The organism is Streptomyces alanosinicus, assembly GCF_014650595.1.
Taxonomy (GTDB): Bacteria; Actinomycetota; Actinomycetes; order Streptomycetales; family Streptomycetaceae; genus Streptomyces; species Streptomyces alanosinicus.
In genome coordinates, this window is the sequence record NZ_BMVG01000001.1 from 158,967 (window position 1) to 177,026 (window position 18,060).

General features: G+C 71.7%; 15 protein-coding genes. 7 read left to right on the forward strand and 8 right to left on the reverse strand.

Annotated features, from left to right (window positions below; translation table 11 throughout):
• The first annotated feature begins 22 nt into the window (after positions 1–22).
• Complete coding sequence (locus tag IE277_RS00710) at positions 23–904, forward strand: hypothetical protein (RefSeq protein WP_189947432.1); 882 nt, start codon at positions 23–25, stop codon at positions 902–904.
• Between the two features lie 2 nt (positions 905–906).
• Here IE277_RS00710 and IE277_RS00715 read toward each other — a convergent pair whose 3' ends face one another.
• Together IE277_RS00715 and IE277_RS00720 are read right to left on the reverse strand one after the other, a co-directional pair.
• Positions 907–1,815 (reverse strand): SDR family oxidoreductase, encoded by a 909-nt coding sequence (locus tag IE277_RS00715; protein WP_189947434.1) that lies wholly within the window; start codon positions 1,813–1,815, stop codon positions 907–909.
• On the reverse strand, positions 1,812–2,579 hold the full coding sequence (locus IE277_RS00720) for an SDR family oxidoreductase (protein WP_373310686.1): 768 nt from the start codon (positions 2,577–2,579) through the stop codon (positions 1,812–1,814). Before IE277_RS00720 ends, IE277_RS00715 begins: the two co-directional genes overlap by 4 nt.
• 85 nt (positions 2,580–2,664) lie before the next feature.
• On the opposite strand from IE277_RS00720, the gene IE277_RS00725 reads away from it, so the two are divergent.
• From IE277_RS00725 to IE277_RS00740, 4 genes are read left to right on the forward strand one after another with little or no spacing between them, the layout of a single operon-like run.
• Positions 2,665–3,408, forward strand: coding sequence for an enoyl-CoA hydratase family protein (locus tag IE277_RS00725; protein ID WP_189947436.1), 744 nt, complete (start codon positions 2,665–2,667; stop codon positions 3,406–3,408).
• The gene (locus IE277_RS00730) at positions 3,409–4,245 is read left to right on the forward strand and encodes a CoA transferase subunit A (RefSeq protein ID WP_189947439.1); all 837 of its coding nucleotides are present in this window, start codon (positions 3,409–3,411) and stop codon (positions 4,243–4,245) included. It abuts the gene before it with no gap.
• Positions 4,242–4,985 (forward strand): CoA-transferase subunit beta, encoded by a 744-nt coding sequence (locus tag IE277_RS00735; protein WP_189947441.1) that lies wholly within the window; start codon positions 4,242–4,244, stop codon positions 4,983–4,985. The genes IE277_RS00730 and IE277_RS00735 overlap by 4 nt, the downstream gene beginning before the upstream one ends.
• The gene (locus tag IE277_RS00740) at positions 4,985–6,043 is read left to right on the forward strand and encodes an NAD(P)H-dependent flavin oxidoreductase (RefSeq protein ID WP_189947443.1); all 1,059 of its coding nucleotides are present in this window, start codon (positions 4,985–4,987) and stop codon (positions 6,041–6,043) included. The genes IE277_RS00735 and IE277_RS00740 overlap by 1 nt, the downstream gene beginning before the upstream one ends.
• On the opposite strand, the gene IE277_RS00745 is transcribed toward IE277_RS00740, so the two are convergent.
• Genes IE277_RS00745 through IE277_RS00755 form a run of 3 tightly spaced genes read right to left on the reverse strand, consistent with a single transcriptional unit; the run spans position 6,027 to position 8,646 of the window.
• Complete coding sequence (locus IE277_RS00745) at positions 6,027–7,184, reverse strand: acetyl-CoA C-acetyltransferase (RefSeq protein ID WP_189947444.1); 1,158 nt, start codon at positions 7,182–7,184, stop codon at positions 6,027–6,029. The two genes, IE277_RS00740 and IE277_RS00745, sit on opposite strands and share 17 nt — an antisense overlap.
• A 40-nt stretch (positions 7,185–7,224) precedes the next feature.
• Positions 7,225–7,836 (reverse strand): TetR/AcrR family transcriptional regulator, encoded by a 612-nt coding sequence (locus IE277_RS00750; protein ID WP_308433328.1) that lies wholly within the window; start codon positions 7,834–7,836, stop codon positions 7,225–7,227.
• Positions 7,837–7,860: 24 nt separating this feature from the next.
• On the reverse strand, positions 7,861–8,646 hold the full coding sequence (locus tag IE277_RS00755) for an SDR family oxidoreductase (protein ID WP_189947446.1): 786 nt from the start codon (positions 8,644–8,646) through the stop codon (positions 7,861–7,863).
• 60 nt (positions 8,647–8,706) lie between these two features.
• Here IE277_RS00755 and IE277_RS00760 point away from each other — a divergent pair, with 60 nt between their 5' ends.
• Together IE277_RS00760 and IE277_RS00765 are read left to right on the forward strand one after the other, a co-directional pair.
• Entirely contained in the window at positions 8,707–9,846 is a 1,140-nt protein-coding gene (locus IE277_RS00760) for an acyl-CoA dehydrogenase family protein (RefSeq protein ID WP_189947448.1), read from the forward strand.
• Entirely contained in the window at positions 9,846–10,844 is a 999-nt protein-coding gene (locus IE277_RS00765) for an acyl-CoA dehydrogenase family protein (protein WP_189947450.1), read from the forward strand. The genes IE277_RS00760 and IE277_RS00765 overlap by 1 nt, the downstream gene beginning before the upstream one ends.
• Positions 10,845–10,864: 20 nt before the next feature.
• Here the strand turns inward: IE277_RS00765 and IE277_RS00770 are convergent, their stop codons facing one another.
• The 3 genes from IE277_RS00770 to gltB form a co-directional block, all read right to left on the reverse strand.
• Positions 10,865–11,590: a vWA domain-containing protein gene (locus tag IE277_RS00770; protein ID WP_189947452.1), complete on the reverse strand. Its 726-nt coding sequence runs from the start codon at positions 11,588–11,590 to the stop codon at positions 10,865–10,867.
• 117 nt (positions 11,591–11,707) lie between these two features.
• A complete protein-coding gene (locus tag IE277_RS00775) occupies positions 11,708–13,171 on the reverse strand; it encodes a glutamate synthase subunit beta (RefSeq protein ID WP_189947454.1) in 1,464 nt (487 codons plus the stop codon).
• On the reverse strand, positions 13,164–17,756 hold the full coding sequence (gene gltB / locus IE277_RS00780) for a glutamate synthase large subunit (protein ID WP_189947456.1): 4,593 nt from the start codon (positions 17,754–17,756) through the stop codon (positions 13,164–13,166). The genes IE277_RS00775 and gltB overlap by 8 nt, the downstream gene beginning before the upstream one ends.
• Positions 17,757–18,060 lie beyond the last annotated feature (304 nt).

Below are 18,060 nucleotides of genomic sequence, written 5' to 3' on the forward strand. Positions count from 1 at the left end.
CGGCGTCATTGGGGGTGCGGACGTGGCGAACGGCGGACCGGTCCAGCACGGCTACCCGCATCTGGAGACGGTGCGGGCCGCCATCACCGCGCTGTACAAGCGCCTGTCCTACGACACCGTCCAGACGTTCTCGGCCAGCCTGGCCCCGGCCGACGTGGCCTTCTGCGACACCGACGATCTGCATCTGGGCGCGCAGCGGGTGGCCCGCGAGATCGTGCGGCACTTCCGGCTGCCGGACGCGCGGCTGATCGTCGGCTTCCGTGAGATGACGCACGCGGCGCACGTGGAACTGGCGGCGGGCCCCGAGTACTTCGTGGAACTGAACGACCGTTTCCGCGCCCACCGCCGGGACATCGGCGCGGCGCTCGCCCACGAGGTGGCGCACGTCTATCTGCACCGTCTGGACCTCACTTTCCCGACCACGGCCGAGAACGAGATCCTCACGGACACGGTGACGGCCTATCTGGGCGCGGGCTGGCTGCTGCTGGACGCCTTCCGGCAGGACGCGGTCTCCTCGCAGAAGCTCGGCTATCTCACCCCTGAGGAGTTCGGGTACGTCCTGGCCAAGCGGGCGTTGCTCTTCGACGAGGACCCCTCGGTGTGGTTCACCAGCCCACAGGCCTACGACGCGTACGTCCAGGGGATGGCCCGAGCCCGCCGGGACGCGCAGCAGCCGCCGCTGACCGGGGCCGGCTGGGCGGGCCGGCGCCGCTACGCCCACGACCGCCGGCACGCACCCTCCGTGGTGCCGGGCGCGCCCTACGCCTTCACCCCCGACCCCGCCGGCCGGCTCCGCGTGACCTTCCCCTGCCCGACCTGCCAGCAGCGGATCCGGGTACCGGTGAAGGGCCGCGTACGGGCGCGGTGCGGCCTGTGCCGGACGGTGCTGGAGTGCGACACGTAGGTTCACCGCACGCCGTAGACCGTTCCCGGTGGTTCCGAGGCGGCCAGCAGTTCGCGGGCCCGTTCCCCGGCCTCGGCCGGTGTCCAGCGGGTGCCCTTGTCGGTGGTCGGGCCGGGGCGCCAGCCCTCCATGACGGTGATCCGGCCGCCCTCCGCCTCGAAGACCCGGCCGGTGACCCCCGCGCTCGCGGCGGAGCCCAGCCAGACCACGAGCGGCGAGACGTTCTCGGGGGCCATGGCGTCGAAACCGGTGGCCGGTGCCGCCATGGCCTGGGCGAAGGCGCCTTCCGTCATACGGGTGCGCGCGGCGGGCGCGACGGCGTTGACCTGGACGCCGTAGCGGGCCAGTTCGGCGGCCGCGACCAGGGTCAGCCCGACGATCCCGGCCTTGGCGGCGCTGTAGTTGCCCTGCCCGACCGAGCCCAGCAGTCCGGCCCCGCTGCTGGTGTGGACGATCCGGGCCTGCGGGGCGCGCCCGGCCTTGGCCTCGGCCCGCCAGTGCGCGGCGGCGTGCTTGAGGGGCAGGAAGTGGCCCTTGAGGTGGACGCGGATCACCGCGTCCCAGTCGTCCTCGTCGAGATTGACCAGCATCCGGTCGCGCAGGAACCCGGCGTTGCTGACGAGCGTGTCGAACCGGCCGTACGTCTCCAGCGCCGTACGGACCAGGGAGCCCGCGCCGTCGGTCGTGGCGATGTCGCCGCCGTGGGCCACCGCCTCGCCGCCGGTGGCCCGGATCTCCGCGACGACGGCCTCGGCCGGGTTCCGTACGCCCGGCGCGCCGTCCAGCCCGACTCCGAGGTCGTTGACGACGACCCGGGCGCCCTCGGCCGCGAAGGCGAGGGCATGGGCGCGGCCGAGCCCACGGCCCGCTCCGGTGACGGCGACGACCCGGCCGTCGCAGATTCCGCTCATGTGGCTTCTCCCGCTGCTCCCGGTTGACGGTTGACGGTCGTGGCGTCCAGAAAGGCGGGCCGCTCCCCGCCTCCGTGCACGTGCAGACTGGCTCCGCTGATGTAGGCCGCCGCGTCCGAGGCGAGGAAGACGGCGGCGGCACCGACGTCGGCGGGGGCGGCCAGCCGGCCGAGCGGGACGGTGCGGGAGACGGCGTCGATGCCGTCCTGCCCGCCGTAGTGCAGATGGGACAGCTCGGTGCGGACCATGCCGACCACGAGCGTGTTGACGCGGACGTCCGGCGCCCACTCCACGGCCATGGAGGCGGCCAGGTTCGCCAGGCCGGCCTTGGCCGCGCCGTACGCGGCCGAACCGGGCGAGGGCCGGCTGCCGCTGACACTGCCGACCATCACGACCGAGCCGCGGCTGCGGCGCAACTGCTCGTACCCGGCGAGGGACGCGGTCAGCGGGGTGATCAGGTTCAACTCGACGACCCTGGCATGCCGTTCGGCGTCGGCGTCAGCCAGCCGCCGGTACGGTGTGCCGCCCGCGTTGTTGACGAGCACGTCGAGCCGGGGCAGCGCGCCGAAGAAGGCCCGGACGGCGGGCGGGTCGCGCAGGTCGAGCGGGCTGAACTCGGTGCCGTCCAGGGGCTGTTCGGGCGGTCTGCGAGCGCAGACGACGACCCGGGCGCCGGTCTCGGCGAACGCGCGGGCGATCCCGGCCCCGACACCCCGGGTGCCGCCGGTGACGACGACGGTTCGGTCGCGCGGCACGTTGTCCACAGGCTCTCCCGCTCGTCTGCGCCGACTGCTAGCTTCGAAGCCTCGCACCTAACAAATGTTTGGTGGAAAGGTAGCTGATGCGTCCATGGGTGTCTCCCGTTCGTCCCCGGAAAAAGGGATTTCTGTCGTCACCGTCGACGTCCCGCCGGTGAACGCACTGCCGGTGCGCGGCTGGTTCGACCTGGCCGACGCCGTGCGCGAGTCCGGCCAGGACACCGAGGTGCGGTGTGTGGTGCTGGCCGCCGAGGGACGCGGGTTCAACGCGGGGGTGGACATCAAGGAGATACAGGCGCGGGGACGGGAGGCGCTGATCGGTGTCAACCACGGCTGCGCCGAGGCCTTCGCGGCGGTCTACGAGTGCGCGGTCCCGGTCGTCGCGGCGGTGCAGGGCTTCTGTCTGGGCGGCGGCATAGGCCTGGTGGGGAACGCGGACGCGATCGTGGCGAGCGAGGACGCCGTCTTCGGGCTGCCCGAGCTGGACCGGGGCGCGCTGGGGGCCGCGACCCATCTGGCCCGGCTGGTCCCGCAGCATCTGATGCGCGCGCTGTACTACACGGGGCGCACGGCGAGCGCACAGGAGCTGCACCGGCACGGCTCGGTGTGGCGCGTGGTGCCGCGTGCGGAATTGCGGACGGCGGCGCTGGAGCTGGCCCGTGAGATCGCCGCCAAGGACGGCCAGCTGCTGCGCATGGCCAAGGCCGCCATCAACGGCATCGACCCGGTGGACGTCCGCCGCAGCTACCGCTTCGAGCAGGGCTTCACCTTCGAGGCCAACCTCAGCGGACTGGCCGACCAGGTCCGCGACACGTTCGGGAAGGAGGGCGCCTAGATGGGCGACAAGACGATGACCGCCGACGAGGCGGTCTCCCGGCTGGAGAGCGGCATGACGCTCGGCATCGGCGGCTGGGGTTCCCGCCGCAAGCCGATGGCCCTGGTCAGAGCGCTGCTGCGGACGTCGGTCAGCGATCTGACGGTGGTGTCGTACGGCGGCCCCGACGTCGGGATGCTGGCCGCGGCCGGCCGGATCCGCAAGCTGGTCACCGCCTTCGTCACCCTCGACTCCATCCCGTTGGAGCCGCACTACCGGGCGGCGCGCGAGCGGGGCGACTTCGAGCTGACGGAGGTGGACGAGGCGATGTTCATGTGGGGGCTGCGCGCCGCCGCGAACCGGCTGCCCTTCCTGCCGGTGCGGGCAGGCCTGGGCTCGGACGTGATGCGGGTCAACCCCGGCCTGCGGACGATCACTTCGCCGTACGAGGACGGGGAGACGTTCGTGGCCATGCCGGCTCTGCGCCTCGATGCCTCGCTGGTGCACGTCAACCGCGCCGACCGGCTGGGCAACGGCCGGTATCTGGGCCCGGACCCGTACTTCGACGACCTGTTCTGCGAGGCGGCGGACGCGGCCTATGTCTCCTGCGAACGGATCGTGGACACGGCCGAGCTGACGAAGGATGCGGCGCCGCAGACCCTGCTGCTGAGGCGCCATGTGGTGACGGGGGTCGTGGAGGCCCCGGGCGGCGCGCACTTCACGTCCTGCGCCCCCGACTACGGGAGGGACGAGGCGTTCCAGAAGCGGTACGCCGGCACGCCCTGGCCCGAGTTCGCGGCGCGTTTTCTGGCCGGGGACGAGCGTGCCTACCGGGCCGCGGTCAAGGAGGAGTCATGAGCGGGACCACATCACCAGGGCCCGGCGTCCCGTCCCGCGCCGAGTACTGCGTCATCGCCTGCGCCGAGGCCTGGCGGGACGGGGGCGAGATCCTGGCGAGTCCGATGGGCCTGATCCCGTCCGCCGGCGCCCGCCTCGCCAAGCGGACCTTCGCACCCGATCTGCTGCTCACCGACGGCGAGGCGATGATCGTGGACCTCGACGGCACGGTCGAGGGCTGGCTGCCGTACCGCAAGCATCTGGAACTGGTCACCGGAGGCCGGCGCCACGTGATGATGGGCGCGAGCCAGATCGACCGGTACGGCAACCAGAACATCTCCTGCGTCGGCGACTGGGCGAAGCCGGCGCGGCAGCTGCTCGGGGTGCGCGGAGCACCGGTCAACACGCTCAACAACCCGACGAGTTACTGGATCCCGAGGCACTCCCGGCGGGTCTTCGTCGAGAAGGTCGACATGGTGTGCGGGGTGGGGTACGACCACGCGGCCGGCGCGCCGTACCACCGTGTCCCGCGGGTCGTCTCCGACCTCGGCGTCTTCGACTTCGCCACGCCGGACCGCACGATGCGGCTGGTCTCGGTGCATCCGGGGGTGGCAGTGGACCAGGTCCGGGCGGCGACGGGGTTCGACCTGGTGATCGGGGACGAGGTGCCGTACACGCGCGAACCGACCGCCGCCGAACTGCGGCTGATCCGTGAGGTGATCGATCCGGGGAACACCCGGGCCGGGGAGGTCCCGGTCTGATGGACACGGCACTGACCCGGCTGGCCGGGGTGCGCCATCCGGTCGTGCAGACCGGGATGGGCTGGGTGGCGGGCCCACGCCTGGTCTCGGCGGCGGCGAACGCGGGCGCGCTCGGCATCCTGGCCTCCGCGACGATGACACCGGACCGGCTGCGCGAGGCGATACGGGAGGTGCGGTCCCGTACCGACGCGCCGTTCGGGGTGAATCTGCGCGCCGACGCGGGCGACGCGTCCGACCGGGTGGAGATCATGCTGGCGGAGGGTGTCCGGGTGGCCTCCTTCGCCCTGGCGCCCTCGCGCGAGCTGATCGCCCGCCTCAAGGGGGCCGGGGTGGTCGTCATCCCGTCGGTCGGGGCGCGCCGCCATGCCGAGAAGGTGGCCGCGTGGGGTGCGGACGCGGTGATCGTGCAGGGCGGTGAGGGCGGCGGGCACACCGGTGAGGTGGCGACGAGCGTGCTGCTGCCGCAGGTGGTGGACGCGGTGGACATCCCGGTCGTGGCGGCGGGCGGCTTCTTCGACGGACGGGGTCTGGTGGCGGCGCTGGCGTACGGGGCGGCCGGGGTGGCGATGGGCACACGGTTCCTGCTCACCTCCGACTCGACCGTGCCGGACGCGGTGAAGGCCCGGTATCTGGCGGCGACGGTCCGGGATGTGACGGTGACCCGGGCGGTGGACGGCCTGCCGCACCGCATGCTGCGCACGGAGCTGGTGGACACGCTGGAGCGGTCGGGCCGGATACGGGTGCTGGTCCACGCGCTGCGGAAGGCGGCCGGATTCCGGCGGCTGTCGGGGCTCGGCTGGCCGCAGCTGATCCGCGACGGTCTCGCGCTCAGACACGGCAAGGAGCTGTCCTGGAGCCAGGTGCTGCTGGCCGCGAACACGCCGATGCTGCTGAAGTCGGCGATGGTGGAGGGCCGTACGGACCTCGGGGTGATGGCGTCCGGGCAGGTCGCCGGGGTGATCGACGACCTGCCGTCGTGCGCGGAGCTGGTGGAGCGGATCGTGAAGGAGGCGGAGCAGGTGCTGGCGGAGCTGGAGAGACTCAGAGGCGTTCGATGATCGTCACGTTCGCCTGGCCGCCGCCCTCGCACATGGTTTGCAGGCCGTAGCGGCCGCCGGTGCGCTCCAGTTCGTGCAGCAGGGTCGTCATCAGGCGGACGCCGGTCGCGCCGAGCGGATGGCCGAGGGCGATCGCGCCGCCGTTGACATTGACCTTGCCGGGGTCGGCGCCGGTCTCCTTCAGCCAGGCCAGGACGACCGGTGCGAAGGCCTCGTTGATCTCCACGAGGTCGATGGCGTCGATGGTCAGGCCGGTCTTCTTCAGCGCGTGTGCGGTGGCCGGGATGGGAGCGGAGAGCATCCGGATGGGGTCCTCACCGCGTACGGAGAGGTGGTGGACGCGGGCGCGGGGGCGCAGCCCGTGGTCGCGCACCGCCTGCTCGGAGGCGAGCAGCAGGGCCGCGGCGCCGTCGGAGACCTGGGAGGAGCAGGCCGCGGTGATGGTGCCGCCGTCGAGGACGGGGTCCAGGGCGGCCATCTTCTCCGCGGAGGTGTCCCTGCGCGGGCCCTCGTCGGCGGTGACTGCGCCGTAGGGGACGGTCTCGCGGTCGAAGCGGCCGGAGTCGAGGGCGTGGATCGCCCGCCGGTGCGAGCGCAGGGCGAACTCCTCCTGCTCCGCGCGGCTGATGCCCCACTTGGCGGCGATCATCTCGGCGCCGGCGAACTGGTTGACGGGCTGGTCGCCGTAGCGGGCGCGCCAGCCGGTGCTGCCGAGGAAGGGGCCGTCGGTCAGACCGAGCGGTTCGGCGGCCTGCCGGGAGGCGAAGGCGATGGGGATCTGGGACATGTTCTGCACCCCGCCCGCGATCACCAGGTCCTCGGTGCCGGAGAGCACGGCCTGCGCGGCGAAGTGCACGGCCTGCTGCGAGGAGCCGCACTGCCGGTCGACGGTCACGCCCGGCACCTCCTCGGGGAGGCCCGCGGCCAGCCAGCAGGTGCGGGCGATGTCCCCGGCCTGCGGCCCGACCGCGTCCAGACAACCGAAGACGACGTCCGCCACGGCGGCCGGGTCGATCCCGGACCGCTCCACCAGCGCCGTCAGCACATGCGCGCCCAGATCGGCCGGGTGGACGGCGCTGAGCCCTCCCCCGCGCCGTCCGACGGGCGTGCGGACCGCTTCGACGATGTAGGCCTCGGTCATGGCAACTCCCTCACAGGAAAAGGGTGTTATGCAAAAGGTGTCACTCGCGTACGGCGATCCCGTCCAGCACCATCGACAGATACTGGCGGGCGATCTCCTCGGGGCTGTGCTGTCCGCCGGGCCGGTACCAGGAGGCGGCGACCCACACGGTGTCGCGCACGAACCGGTAGGTGAGACGGACGTCGAGGTCGGCGCGGAAGGCGTGCTCGGCCACGCCGCGCTCCAGGGTCGACAGCCAGGCCCTCTCGAAGCGGCGCTGGGAGTCGGCGAGGAACGCGAACCGGTCCTGGGCGACGAGTTGTCTGCTCTCCTTCTGGTAGATCGCGACGGCCGCGCGGTGCCGGTCGATCTCCCGGAAGGATTCGGTGACGAGCGCCTCCAGCGTCTCGCGGGGCCCGAGTCCCGCGTCGAGGACGGTGTCGTAGCCGTCCCACAGTTCGTCGAGGAAGGTCCGCAGGATCTCCTCGAGCATCGATTCCTTGGAGTCGAAGTGGTAGTACAGGCTGCCCGCGAGCATCCCGGCGTGGTCGGCGATCCGGCGGACGGTGGTGGCGTTGTAGCCGTGCTCGGCGAAGACCTCGGCAGCGGTGGTCAGGAGTTCGCCGCGCCGGGCCGCTGCCGCGGTCATCTGGGGCTTCTTCTTGGTCGGCACGCATTCATTGTGGTCTGTCCGGGGTCAGGGATGCTGGCTGCTCACGGCGACGACCTCGCCGGTCAGATACGAGGAGTAGCCGCAGACCAGGAACACGATCACGTTGGCGACCTCCCAGGGCTCGGCGTAGCGCCCGAAGGCCTCCTGCTCGGTCAGCTTCTGGAGCAGTTCGGCCGAGGTGACCTTCGCCAGGTGCGGATGCATGGCGAGGCTCGGTGCCACGGCGTTGATCCGTACGCCGTAGGCTGCGGCCTCGATCGCCGCGCACCGGGTCAGCGCCATCACCCCGGCCTTGGCGGCGGCGTAGTGCGCCTGTCCGGCCTGGGCGCGCCAGCCGACGACGGAGGCGTTGTTGACGATCACTCCGCCTCCGGTCCCCCGCATGGCCCGCAGGGCGGCGCGGGTGCACCGGAAGGTGCCGTTCAAGGTCACGTCCAGCACCTTCGACCACTGCTCGTCGGTCATGTCGACCAGGTCCGAAGTGCCGCCCAGGCCCGCGTTGTTGACGACGATGTCCAGCCGGCCGTGCTCGGCCACGGCCGTCTCGAACAGGGTCCGCACCTGGCCCTCGTCGGTGACATCGCACGGCAGCGCCGCCACCGCGCCCGGAAATTCCCGGCCCAGCTCGGTCTCGTGCTCCTTCAGCCGGCGGGTGTGCGCGTCGCTGATGAGCACGCGCGCACCCTCCTCCAGGAAGCGGCGCGCGGTCGCTCCGCCGATCCCGGCGCCGGCCGCCGCGGTGATGACGGCGGTGCGGCCCCTGAGCAGTCCGTGCCCGGGTACGTAGGCCGGGCTCTCGACGCCTGTCATAGGGTCACGCTAACCTACCAAACACTTGTTAGGGAAGGCCGAGGGAGGAAGGTGGCGGTGGTGGATCTGTCCCATTCCCCGGCCGACGAGGAGTTCCGCGCCGAGGCCCGGAGCTGGTTGGCCGCGCATGTCCCGCGCACGCCGCTGCCGTCCCTGGAGACGGCGGAGGGCTTCGCGGCCCACCGCGCCTGGGAGGCCGAACTGGCAGCGGACCGCTGGTCGGTGGTGTCGTGGCCGCAGAAGTACGGCGGCCGGGACGCGGGGCTGCTGCGCTGGCTGGTGTTCGAGGAGGAGTACTGGGCGGCGGGCGCGCCGGGCCGTGTCGGACAGAACGGCATCAGCCTGCTCGCCCCGGCCCTCCTCGACCACGGCACGGAGGAACAACGCGCGGGTGTGCTGCCGCCGATGGCCACCGGCGAGGTGGTCTGGGCGCAGGCCTGGTCCGAGCCGGAGGCGGGCTCCGACCTCGCCTCGCTCACCTCCAGGGCGGTCCGGACGGACGGCGGCTGGCTCCTGCGGGGGCAGAAGACCTGGTCGTCGCGGGCGGCCTTCGCCGACCGGGCCTTCGGACTGTTCCGCAGCGATCCGGACGCGCCGAAACCCCACCAGGGGCTGACCTACCTGATGTTCGGCCTGCGGGCGCCCGGGGTCACCGTCCGCCCGATCGGCCGCCTGGACGGCAAGCCGGCCTTCGCCGAGCTGTTCCTGGACGATGTGTTCGTGCCGGACGAGGACGTGATCGGCGCGCCCGGCCAGGGCTGGCGGATCGCGATGTCCACGGCGGGCAACGAACGCGGGCTCACCCTGCGCTCGCCGGGCCGCTTCCTCGCCTCGGCGCACCGGCTGGTCGAGCTGTGGCGCTCGCGCGGCTGCCCGGAGCACGCCCGCGCGCGCGTGGCCGACGCCCTGATCGGCGCCCGCGCCTATCAGCTGTTCACCTACGCGGCCGCCGCCCGCTTCCTGGAGGGTGAGCGGCTCGGTCCCGAGTCCAGCATGAACAAGGTCTTCTGGTCCGAACTGGACCTCGCGCTGCACGAGACGGCGCTCGATCTGCTGGGAGAGGACAGCGAGTCGGCCGACACCGACTGGTCCGAGGGGTATGTGTTCTCGCTCGCGGGCCCGATCTACGCGGGCACGAACGAGATCCAGCGGGACATCGTCGCCGAGCGGCTGCTCGGCCTGCCGAAGGGACGCCGCTGATGCGCTTCCTGCCCGACGCCGAGCAGCGCGCCTTCACCGAGTCGCTGCACGCGATGCTGTCGGCCGCGGACACCCCGGCGGTGATCCGGGACTGGAGCGAGGGTGACCACGCCCGCGGGCGTGCGCTGTGGCGCCGTATCGCCGAGGCTGGGGTGTTCGGCCTGGCGGTGCCGGAGGAGTACGGCGGACTGGGGCCGCATCCCGTGGAACTGGCGCTGGCCTTCGTGGAGTTGGGGCGGCACGGGGTGCCGGGCCCGCTGGTGGAGACGGTCGCGGCGGCGGTGCTCCTTTCCGACCCCCCGCTCGCGAAGCGGTTCCTGCCGGGACTCCTGGCCGGCACGGACCTCGCGACCTTCGCAGTGCCCACCGGATCCGCCGTCGACGCCGGTGCCGTTCCCCTCGCACTGGACGGCGACGCGGCCACCCTCCGCCTCGCCCTCCCCCTCGGTGTCGGTCTGCGCCTGGCGTCTGTCACCGGCCCGGTGCGCCGCTCTCTCGACCCCGCCCGCCGCCTCACCCCGCTCACCGCGGACGGCGAACTCCTCACCCGCCACCCTCCGTACCGCCTCGCCCTCTCCTGGGCCCGTCTGGCCGCCGCCGCCCAGGCCCTCGGCGTCGGACTCGCCCTGCTCGACCGCACGGTGGCCCACGTCCGCCGGCGCACCCAGTTCGGTGTCCCCGTCGGCTCCTTCCAGGCGGTCAAACACCGCCTCGCCGACGCCACGACGGCCCTGGAGTTCGCCCGCCCCCTGGTCCTCGGCGCGGCGGTGTCGCTCCGCCCCGCCGATGTGGCCGCCGCCAAGCTCAAGGCCTGCGAGGCGGCGTACGACGCGGCCCGTACGGCGCTTCAGCTGCACGGCGCGATCGGCTACACCGCGGAGTTCGACCTGTCCCTGTGGCTGACCAAGGCCCGCGCGCTGCGGACGGCGTGGGGCACACCCGAGGAGTGCCGGAAGCTGGTGCTCGACGACGCCCTCAGGAGACCGGCAGCGCCCTGAGCCCCGGCGCCGGGTGTGCCTCAGGAAGGCTCGACGATCCCCGCGGCGCGCGCGGCCGCCAGCCACTGCGGGAACTCGCCGACGAGACGGTCGTACAGCTCGGTGTCGGAGATGCGCAGCGGGTCCTGGCCGGCGTGGAAGAAGCCCGCGTTGTCCACGATCCGCTTGCCCGGTACGGCCAGCTCGTCCAGCTTGCGCAGGAACTCGAACTGCCGGCTGTCCGGGTCGCCGAAGCCGACGAACTGCCAGAACAGCGGCAGCCTGGCCGCCTTGCACAGATAGCGCTCGGCGGCGCGCTTGTCGACGGGGCCGCCGTCGGTCTGGAACACGACCAGGGCGGGAGCGGTGGAGCCGGTGTCCAGGTAGTGGTCGATGACGGCGTCCATCGCCAGGTGGTAGCCGGTCTTTCCCATGTGCCCGAGTCCGGCCACGATGCGTTCGACGCTGCCCGCGTGGCTCGCGAGCGCGATGTCCGTGACGGCGTCGACGTCCGTGGAGAAGAACACCACCGGCACCCGGCCGTCGTCGTCCAGGTGCGCGGACAGGCCCAGCACCCGGTCGGCGAGCGCCTGCACACTGCCGTCCTTGTAGTACGGCCTCATCGAACCGGAGTAGTCGATCACCAGGTAGACGGCGGCGCGCAGTCCGTCGAGGCCGTGCTTGGTCAGCGACACTCCGGCGGAGCGGTAGGCGCCGACGAGCGTGGGCGCGGTCTCCTCCACCTTGCGCAGGCTGATCGCGGCCATGGTTCCCCCTCGACGATTCGGACATGCAACGACGCCTGCCCAGGCGTCCGGTCGGGGACAGTGGGCAGGCGCCGTCAGTGTTCCGTACGCCGTTGTACGGGACGTTCAGGGGTGCCGTCAGACCGCCAGGGCGCGGTCGGTCGGGCGGATCGGGGCCGGCAGGTCGCTGGCACCGGTCAGGAACCGGTCGACACCGCGGGCGGCCGAGCGGCCCTCCGCGATCGCCCACACGATCAGGGACTGTCCGCGGCCGGCGTCACCGGCGACGAACACACCCGGCACGTTGGTCTGGAAGTCGGCGTCGCGAGCGATATTACCCCGTTCGTCGAGTGCCAGGCCGAACTGCTCCACCAGGCCGTTCTCCCGGTCGGTGCCGGTGAAGCCCATGGCGAGGGTGACCAGCTGGGCGGGGATCTTGCGCTCGGTGCCCGGCTTGGACGTCAGCCTGCCGTCGACGAACTCCACCTCGGCCAGGTGCAGCCACTGCACATTGCCGTCCTCGTCGCCCTCGAAGTGGGTCGTCGAGGCGGAGTAGATCCGCTCGCCGCCCTCCTCGTGGGCCGAGGTGACCTTGTACAGGATCGGGAAGGTCGGCCAGGGCTGGCCGGTCGGGTGCCGCTCGTCGTTCGGGCGGGGCATGATCTCCAGCTGGGTGACGGAGGCCGCGCCCTGCCGGTGTGCGGTGCCCACGCAGTCCGCGCCGGTGTCACCGCCGCCGATCACGACGACGTGCTTGCCCTCGGCCGAGATGGGCGCGGTGACGTAGTCGCCCTCCTGGACCTTGTTGGCCAGGGGCAGGTACTCCATCGCCTGGTGGATCCCCTTGAGCTCGCGGCCGGGGACCGGCAGATCGCGGGCCATGGTCGCGCCGGCGGCGATCACGATCGAGTCGTACCGCTTCTTCAGGTCGCGTGCGTTGATGTCGCGGCCGATCTCGACTCCGGTGCGGAAGCGGGTGCCCTCCGCGCGCATCTGCTCGATACGGCGGTTGATGTGCCGCTTCTCCATCTTGAACTCGGGGATGCCGTACCGGAGGAGGCCTCCGACGCGGTCCGCGCGCTCGTAGACGGCGACCGTGTGGCCGGCCCGGGTCAGCTGCTGGGCGGCGGCCAGACCCGACGGGCCCGAGCCGATGACCGCGACCGTCTTGCCCGACAGGCGCTCGGGGGCCTGCGGGGCGACGGTGCCCGCGTCCCACGCCTTGTCGATGATCGAGACCTCGACGTTCTTGATGGTGACCGGCGGCTGGTTGATGCCGAGCACACACGCCGACTCGCAGGGGGCCGGGCAGAGGCGACCGGTGAACTCCGGGAAGTTGTTGGTCGCGTGCAGGCGCTCGGAGGCGGCGCCCCAGTCCTCGCGGTAGGCGTAGTCGTTCCACTCGGGGATCAGGTTTCCGAGCGGACAGCCGTTGTGGCAGAACGGGATGCCGCAGTCCATGCAGCGGCTGGCCTGCTTGCTGATGATCGGCAGCAGGGAGCCGGGGACGTAGACCTCGTTCCAGTCCTTGACGCGCTCACCGACGGGACGGGTCCGGGCGACCTCGCGGCCGTGGTTCAGGAAGCCCTTCGGGTCAGCCATTGCTCGCCGCCTCCATCATCTTCTCGGTGATCTCGGTCTCGGTCAGACCGGCTCGCTCGGCGGCGTCCTTGGCGGCGAGCACTGCCTTGTAGGTGCTGGGGATGATCTTGCTGAAGCGGGCCACGGCGGTGTCCCAGTCGGCCAGCAGCTTCTCGGCGACCGTCGAGCCGGACTCCTCGGCGTGGCGGCGCACCACATCGTGCAGCCACTGCTTGTCCGTCTCGTCCAGCGCCTCGATCGACTCGACGTTGCCGACGTTGACGCTGTCGCGGTCGAGGTCGATGACGTAGGCGACACCGCCGGACATGCCCGCCGCGAAGTTGCGGCCGATCGGGCCGAGGACGACGGCGTGACCGCCGGTCATGTACTCACAGCCGTGGTCGCCCACGCCCTCGGAGACGACCAGCGCGCCGGAGTTGCGGACGCAGAACCGCTCACCGGTACGGCCGCGCAGGAACAGCTCGCCGCCGGTGGCGCCGTAGCCGATGGTGTTGCCCGCGATGGTCGAGTACTCGGCGAGGTGGTCGGCCGCGCGGTCCGGTCGGACGACGATCCGGCCGCCGGACAGGCCCTTGCCGACGTAGTCGTTGGCGTCGCCCTCCAGGCGCAGCGTGACGCCGCGCGGCAGGAACGCGCCGAAGGACTGGCCGGCCGAGCCGGTGAAGGTGATGTCGATGGTCTCGTCGGGCAGGCCCGCGCCGCCGAACTTCTTCGTCACCTCGTGGCCGAGCATGGTGCCGACCGTGCGGTTGATGTTGCGGATGGCGACCTGGGCGCGCACCGGCTGGGCCTCGGTGGCGTCCGAAGCGGCCAGGGCGTCCGCGGCGAGCTTGATCAGCTCGTTGTCCAGGGCCTTCTCCAGGCCGTGGTCCTGGGCGACGACCTGGTGGCGGACCGCGCCCTCGGGCAGCGACGGCACATGGAACAGCGGCTCCAGGTCCAGGCCCTGGGCCTTCCAGTGGTCCACGGCGCGCGCCACATCGAGGACCTCGGCGTGGCCGATGGCCTCCTCTATGGAGCGGAAGCCCAGCTCGGCGAGGAGCTCGCGGACCTCCTCGGCGATGAACTGGAAGAAGTTCACGACGTACTCGGCCTTGCCGGCGAAGCGGTCGCGCAGGGTCGGGTTCTGGGTGGCGATGCCGACCGGGCAGGTGTCCAGGTGGCAGACGCGCATCATGACGCAGCCGGAGACGACGAGCGGCGCGGTCGCGAAACCGAACTCCTCGGCACCGAGCAGCGCGGCGATGACCACGTCACGGCCGGTCTTCAGCTGGCCGTCGGTCTGGACGACGATCCGGTCGCGCAGGCCGTTGAGCAGCAGCGTCTGCTGGGTCTCGGCGAGGCCCAGCTCCCAGGGGCCGCCCGCGTGCTTCAGCGAGGTCAGCGGGGAGGCGCCCGTGCCACCGTCGTGGCCGGAGATCAGGACCACGTCCGCGTGCGCCTTGGAGACACCCGCGGCGACCGTGCCGACGCCGACCTCGGAGACCAGCTTGACGTGGATCCGCGCCCGCGGGTTCGCGTTCTTCAGGTCGTGGATCAGCTGGGCCAGATCCTCGATGGAGTAGATGTCGTGGTGCGGCGGCGGCGAGATCAGGCCGACGCCCGGCGTCGAGTGCCGCGTCTTGGCGACCCACGGGTAGACCTTGTGGCCGGGCAGCTGGCCGCCCTCGCCGGGCTTGGCGCCCTGGGCCATCTTGATCTGGATGTCGTCGGCGTTGACCAGGTACTCGCTGGTCACACCGAAGCGGCCGGAGGCGACCTGCTTGATGGCGCTGCGCCGCGCCGGGTCGTACAGGCGCTCCGGGTCCTCGCCGCCCTCACCGGTGTTGGACTTGCCGCCCAGCTGGTTCATGGCGATGGCGAGGGTCTCGTGCGCCTCCTTGGAGATGGAGCCGTACGACATCGCGCCGGTGGAGAAGCGCTTGACGATCTCGCCGGCCGGCTCGACCTCGTCGATGGAGATCGGGGCGCGGCCGGAGGTGAAGCCGAAGAGCCCGCGCAGCGTCATCAGCCGCTCGGACTGCTCGTTCACCCGCTCGGTGTACTTCTTGAAGATGTCGAAGCGGCCGGTGCGCGTGGCGTGCTGGAGGCGGAAGACCGTCTCCGGGTCGAACAGGTGCGGCTCGCCCTCGCGGCGCCACTGGTACTCGCCGCCGATCTCCAGGGCGCGGTGCGCCGGGGCGATGCCGGAGGCCGGGTAGGCCTTGGCGTGGCGGGCGGCGACCTCCTCGGCGATGACGTCGATGCCGACGCCGCCGATCTTGGTGGCGGTGCCGTTGAAGTACTTCTCGACGAAGGCCTCGTCCAGGCCGACGGCCTCGAAGACCTGGGCGCCGCGGTAGGAGGCGACGGTGGAGATGCCCATCTTCGACATGACCTTCAGCACGCCCTTGCCGAGGGCGTAGATCAGGTTCTTGATGGCCTTCTCGGGCTCGATGCCGTTCAGGAAGGTGCCCGCGCGCAGCAGGTCCTCGACGGACTCCATCGCCAGGTACGGGTTGACGGCGGCGGCGCCGAAGCCGATCAGCAGGGCGACGTGGTGGACCTCGCGGACGTCGCCGGCCTCGACCAGCAGGCCCACGTGGGTGCGCTGCTTGGTGCGGATGAGGTGGTGGTGGACGGCCGCGGTGAGCAGCAGCGACGGGATCGGCGCGTGCTCGGCGTCGGAGTGCCGGTCCGACAGGACGATCAGGCGGGCGCCGTTGTCTATGGCGGCGTCGGCCTCGGCGCAGATCTCGGCGATACGCGCGGCGAGGGAGTCACCGCCGCCGGAGACCCGGTACAGGCCGGAGAGGGTCGCGGCCTTGAAGCCGGGCATGTCGCCGTCGGCGTTGATGTGGATGAGCTTGGCCAGCTCGTCGTTGTCGATCACCGGGAAGGGCAGCGTCACGGACCGGCAGGAGGCGGCGGTCGGGTCGAGCAGATTGCCCTGCGGGCCCAGCGAGGAGCGCAGCGAGGTGACGAGTTCCTCGCGGATCGCGTCCAGCGGCGGGTTGGTGACCTGCGCGAACAGCTGAGTGAAGTAGTCGAAGAGCAGACGCGGCCGCGCGGAGAGGGCCGCGATCGGCGAGTCGGTACCCATGGAGCCGATCGGCTCGGCGCCGGCGCGGGCCATCGGCGCGAGGATGACGCGCAGTTCCTCCTCGGTGTAGCCGAAGGTCTGCTGGCGGCGGGTGACCGAGGCGTGGGTGTGGACGATGTGCTCGCGCTCGGGCAGGTCGCCCAGCTCGATCTCGCCCGCCTCCACCCACTCGGCGTACGGCTGCTCGGCGGCGAGGGTCGCCTTGATCTCGTCGTCCTCGATGATGCGGCGCTCGGCGGTGTCGACGAGGAACATCTTGCCGGGCTGCAGCCGGCCCTTGCGGACGACCTTGGCCGGGTCGATGTCGAGGACGCCGACCTCGGAGCCGAGGACGACGAGGCCGTCGTCGGTGACCCAGTAGCGGCCGGGGCGCAGGCCGTTGCGGTCGAGCACCGCGCCGACCTGGGTGCCGTCGGTGAAGGTGACACAGGCCGGGCCGTCCCAGGGCTCCATCATCGTGGAGTGGAAGCCGTAGAAGGCGCGCCGGGCCGGGTCCATGGACGCGTGGTTCTCCCACGCCTCCGGGATCATCATCAGCACGGAGTGCGGCAGCGAGCGGCCGCCCAGGTGCAGCAGCTCCAGGACCTCGTCGAAGGAGGCCGAGTCGGAGGCGTCCGGCGTACAGACCGGGAAGACACGGTCCAGGTCGCCGTTGCCGAACAGGTCGGAGGCCAGCTGCGACTCACGGGCGCGCATCCAGTTGCGGTTGCCCTTGACGGTGTTGATCTCACCGTTGTGCGCGACGAAGCGGTAGGGGTGCGCGAGCGGCCACGACGGGAAGGTGTTCGTGGAGAACCGGGAGTGCACGAGCGCGATCGCGGAGGCGAAGCGGCGGTCGGACAGGTCCGGGAAGAAGGGCTCCAGCTGGCCTGTGGTCAGCATGCCCTTGTAGACGATCGTGCGCGCGGAGAGCGACGGGAAGTAGACACCGGCCTCGCGCTCGGCGCGCTTGCGCAGCACGAATGCCTTGCGGTCCAGCGCGATGCCCTCGCTGGTGTGGTCGGCGACGAAGACCTGGCGGAACACCGGCATGGTGGAGCGGGCGGTGGCGCCCAGCAGCTCCGGGGCGACGGGGACCGCACGCCAGCCGAGGACGGTGAGGCCCTCCTGGCCGGCGATCGTCTCGATCTGTGAGACGGCGTCCTCGGTGCCCTCCCCCGGCAGGAAGGCGATGCCTACCGCGTAGGCACCCGCCGCGGGAAGGTCGAAACCGGCCACGTCACGGAAGAAGGCGTCGGGCACCTGGGACAGGATGCCGGCACCGTCCCCCGAGTCGGGCTCGGAGCCGGTGGCACCGCGGTGCTCCAGGTTGCGCAGCACGGTGAGCGCCTGCTCGACCAGCGTGTGGGACGCCTCGCCGGTAAGGGTGGCGACGAAACCGACGCCGCACGCGTCGTGTTCGTTGCGGGGGTCGTACATACCCTGGGCAGCAGGGCGAGCATCCATGAACGACCAGTTCTGGCCATTCGCGGAATGCTGGGACGGCTGGCGCGGCGTACGCATCGGCTCTCCCGTCGTCGTCATGTGGCATGTGGCAGGTGCCGAGGGACGACGTTGGCCCTCTGCGTGAGATCAAAATTTCGTGCAGGTTACATGATGGAGCGGTTCTCGGGAAGCGGATACCCCGTTCCAACATGCGGACGCCACGGGCTCCGTGGCGATAGTGCCGCGCGGTGACGGCGGGGGCGCCGCACGGGGCGGCGGGGGTACCGCACCAGGGCGGCGAGTGCCGCGCGTGGCGGCCCGGGGGTGCCGCGCGGTGGCGGCGAACGCGTCAAAGGGACCGTTGCGGACACGATCGATCGGA

Excerpts from the sequence above, each read along its gene's own strand:
- gltB (WP_189947456.1), bottom strand. The coding sequence starts at position 17,756 with ATGCGTACGCCGCGCCAGCCGTCCCAGCATTCCGCGAATGGCCAGAAC.
- IE277_RS00745 (WP_189947444.1), bottom strand. The coding sequence starts at position 7,184 with ATGACCGAGGCCTACATCGTCGAAGCGGTCCGCACGCCCGTCGGACGG.
- IE277_RS00730 (WP_189947439.1), top strand. The coding sequence starts at position 3,409 with ATGGGCGACAAGACGATGACCGCCGACGAGGCGGTCTCCCGGCTGGAG.
- IE277_RS00755 (WP_189947446.1), bottom strand. The coding sequence starts at position 8,646 with ATGACAGGCGTCGAGAGCCCGGCCTACGTACCCGGGCACGGACTGCTC.
- IE277_RS00765 (WP_189947450.1), top strand. The coding sequence starts at position 9,846 with ATGCGCTTCCTGCCCGACGCCGAGCAGCGCGCCTTCACCGAGTCGCTG.
- IE277_RS00775 (WP_189947454.1), bottom strand. The coding sequence starts at position 13,171 with ATGGCTGACCCGAAGGGCTTCCTGAACCACGGCCGCGAGGTCGCCCGG.
- IE277_RS00715 (WP_189947434.1), bottom strand. The coding sequence starts at position 1,815 with ATGAGCGGAATCTGCGACGGCCGGGTCGTCGCCGTCACCGGAGCGGGC.
- IE277_RS00770 (WP_189947452.1), bottom strand. The coding sequence starts at position 11,590 with ATGGCCGCGATCAGCCTGCGCAAGGTGGAGGAGACCGCGCCCACGCTC.
- IE277_RS00725 (WP_189947436.1), top strand. The coding sequence starts at position 2,665 with ATGGGTGTCTCCCGTTCGTCCCCGGAAAAAGGGATTTCTGTCGTCACC.
- IE277_RS00740 (WP_189947443.1), top strand. The coding sequence starts at position 4,985 with ATGGACACGGCACTGACCCGGCTGGCCGGGGTGCGCCATCCGGTCGTG.
- IE277_RS00735 (WP_189947441.1), top strand. The coding sequence starts at position 4,242 with ATGAGCGGGACCACATCACCAGGGCCCGGCGTCCCGTCCCGCGCCGAG.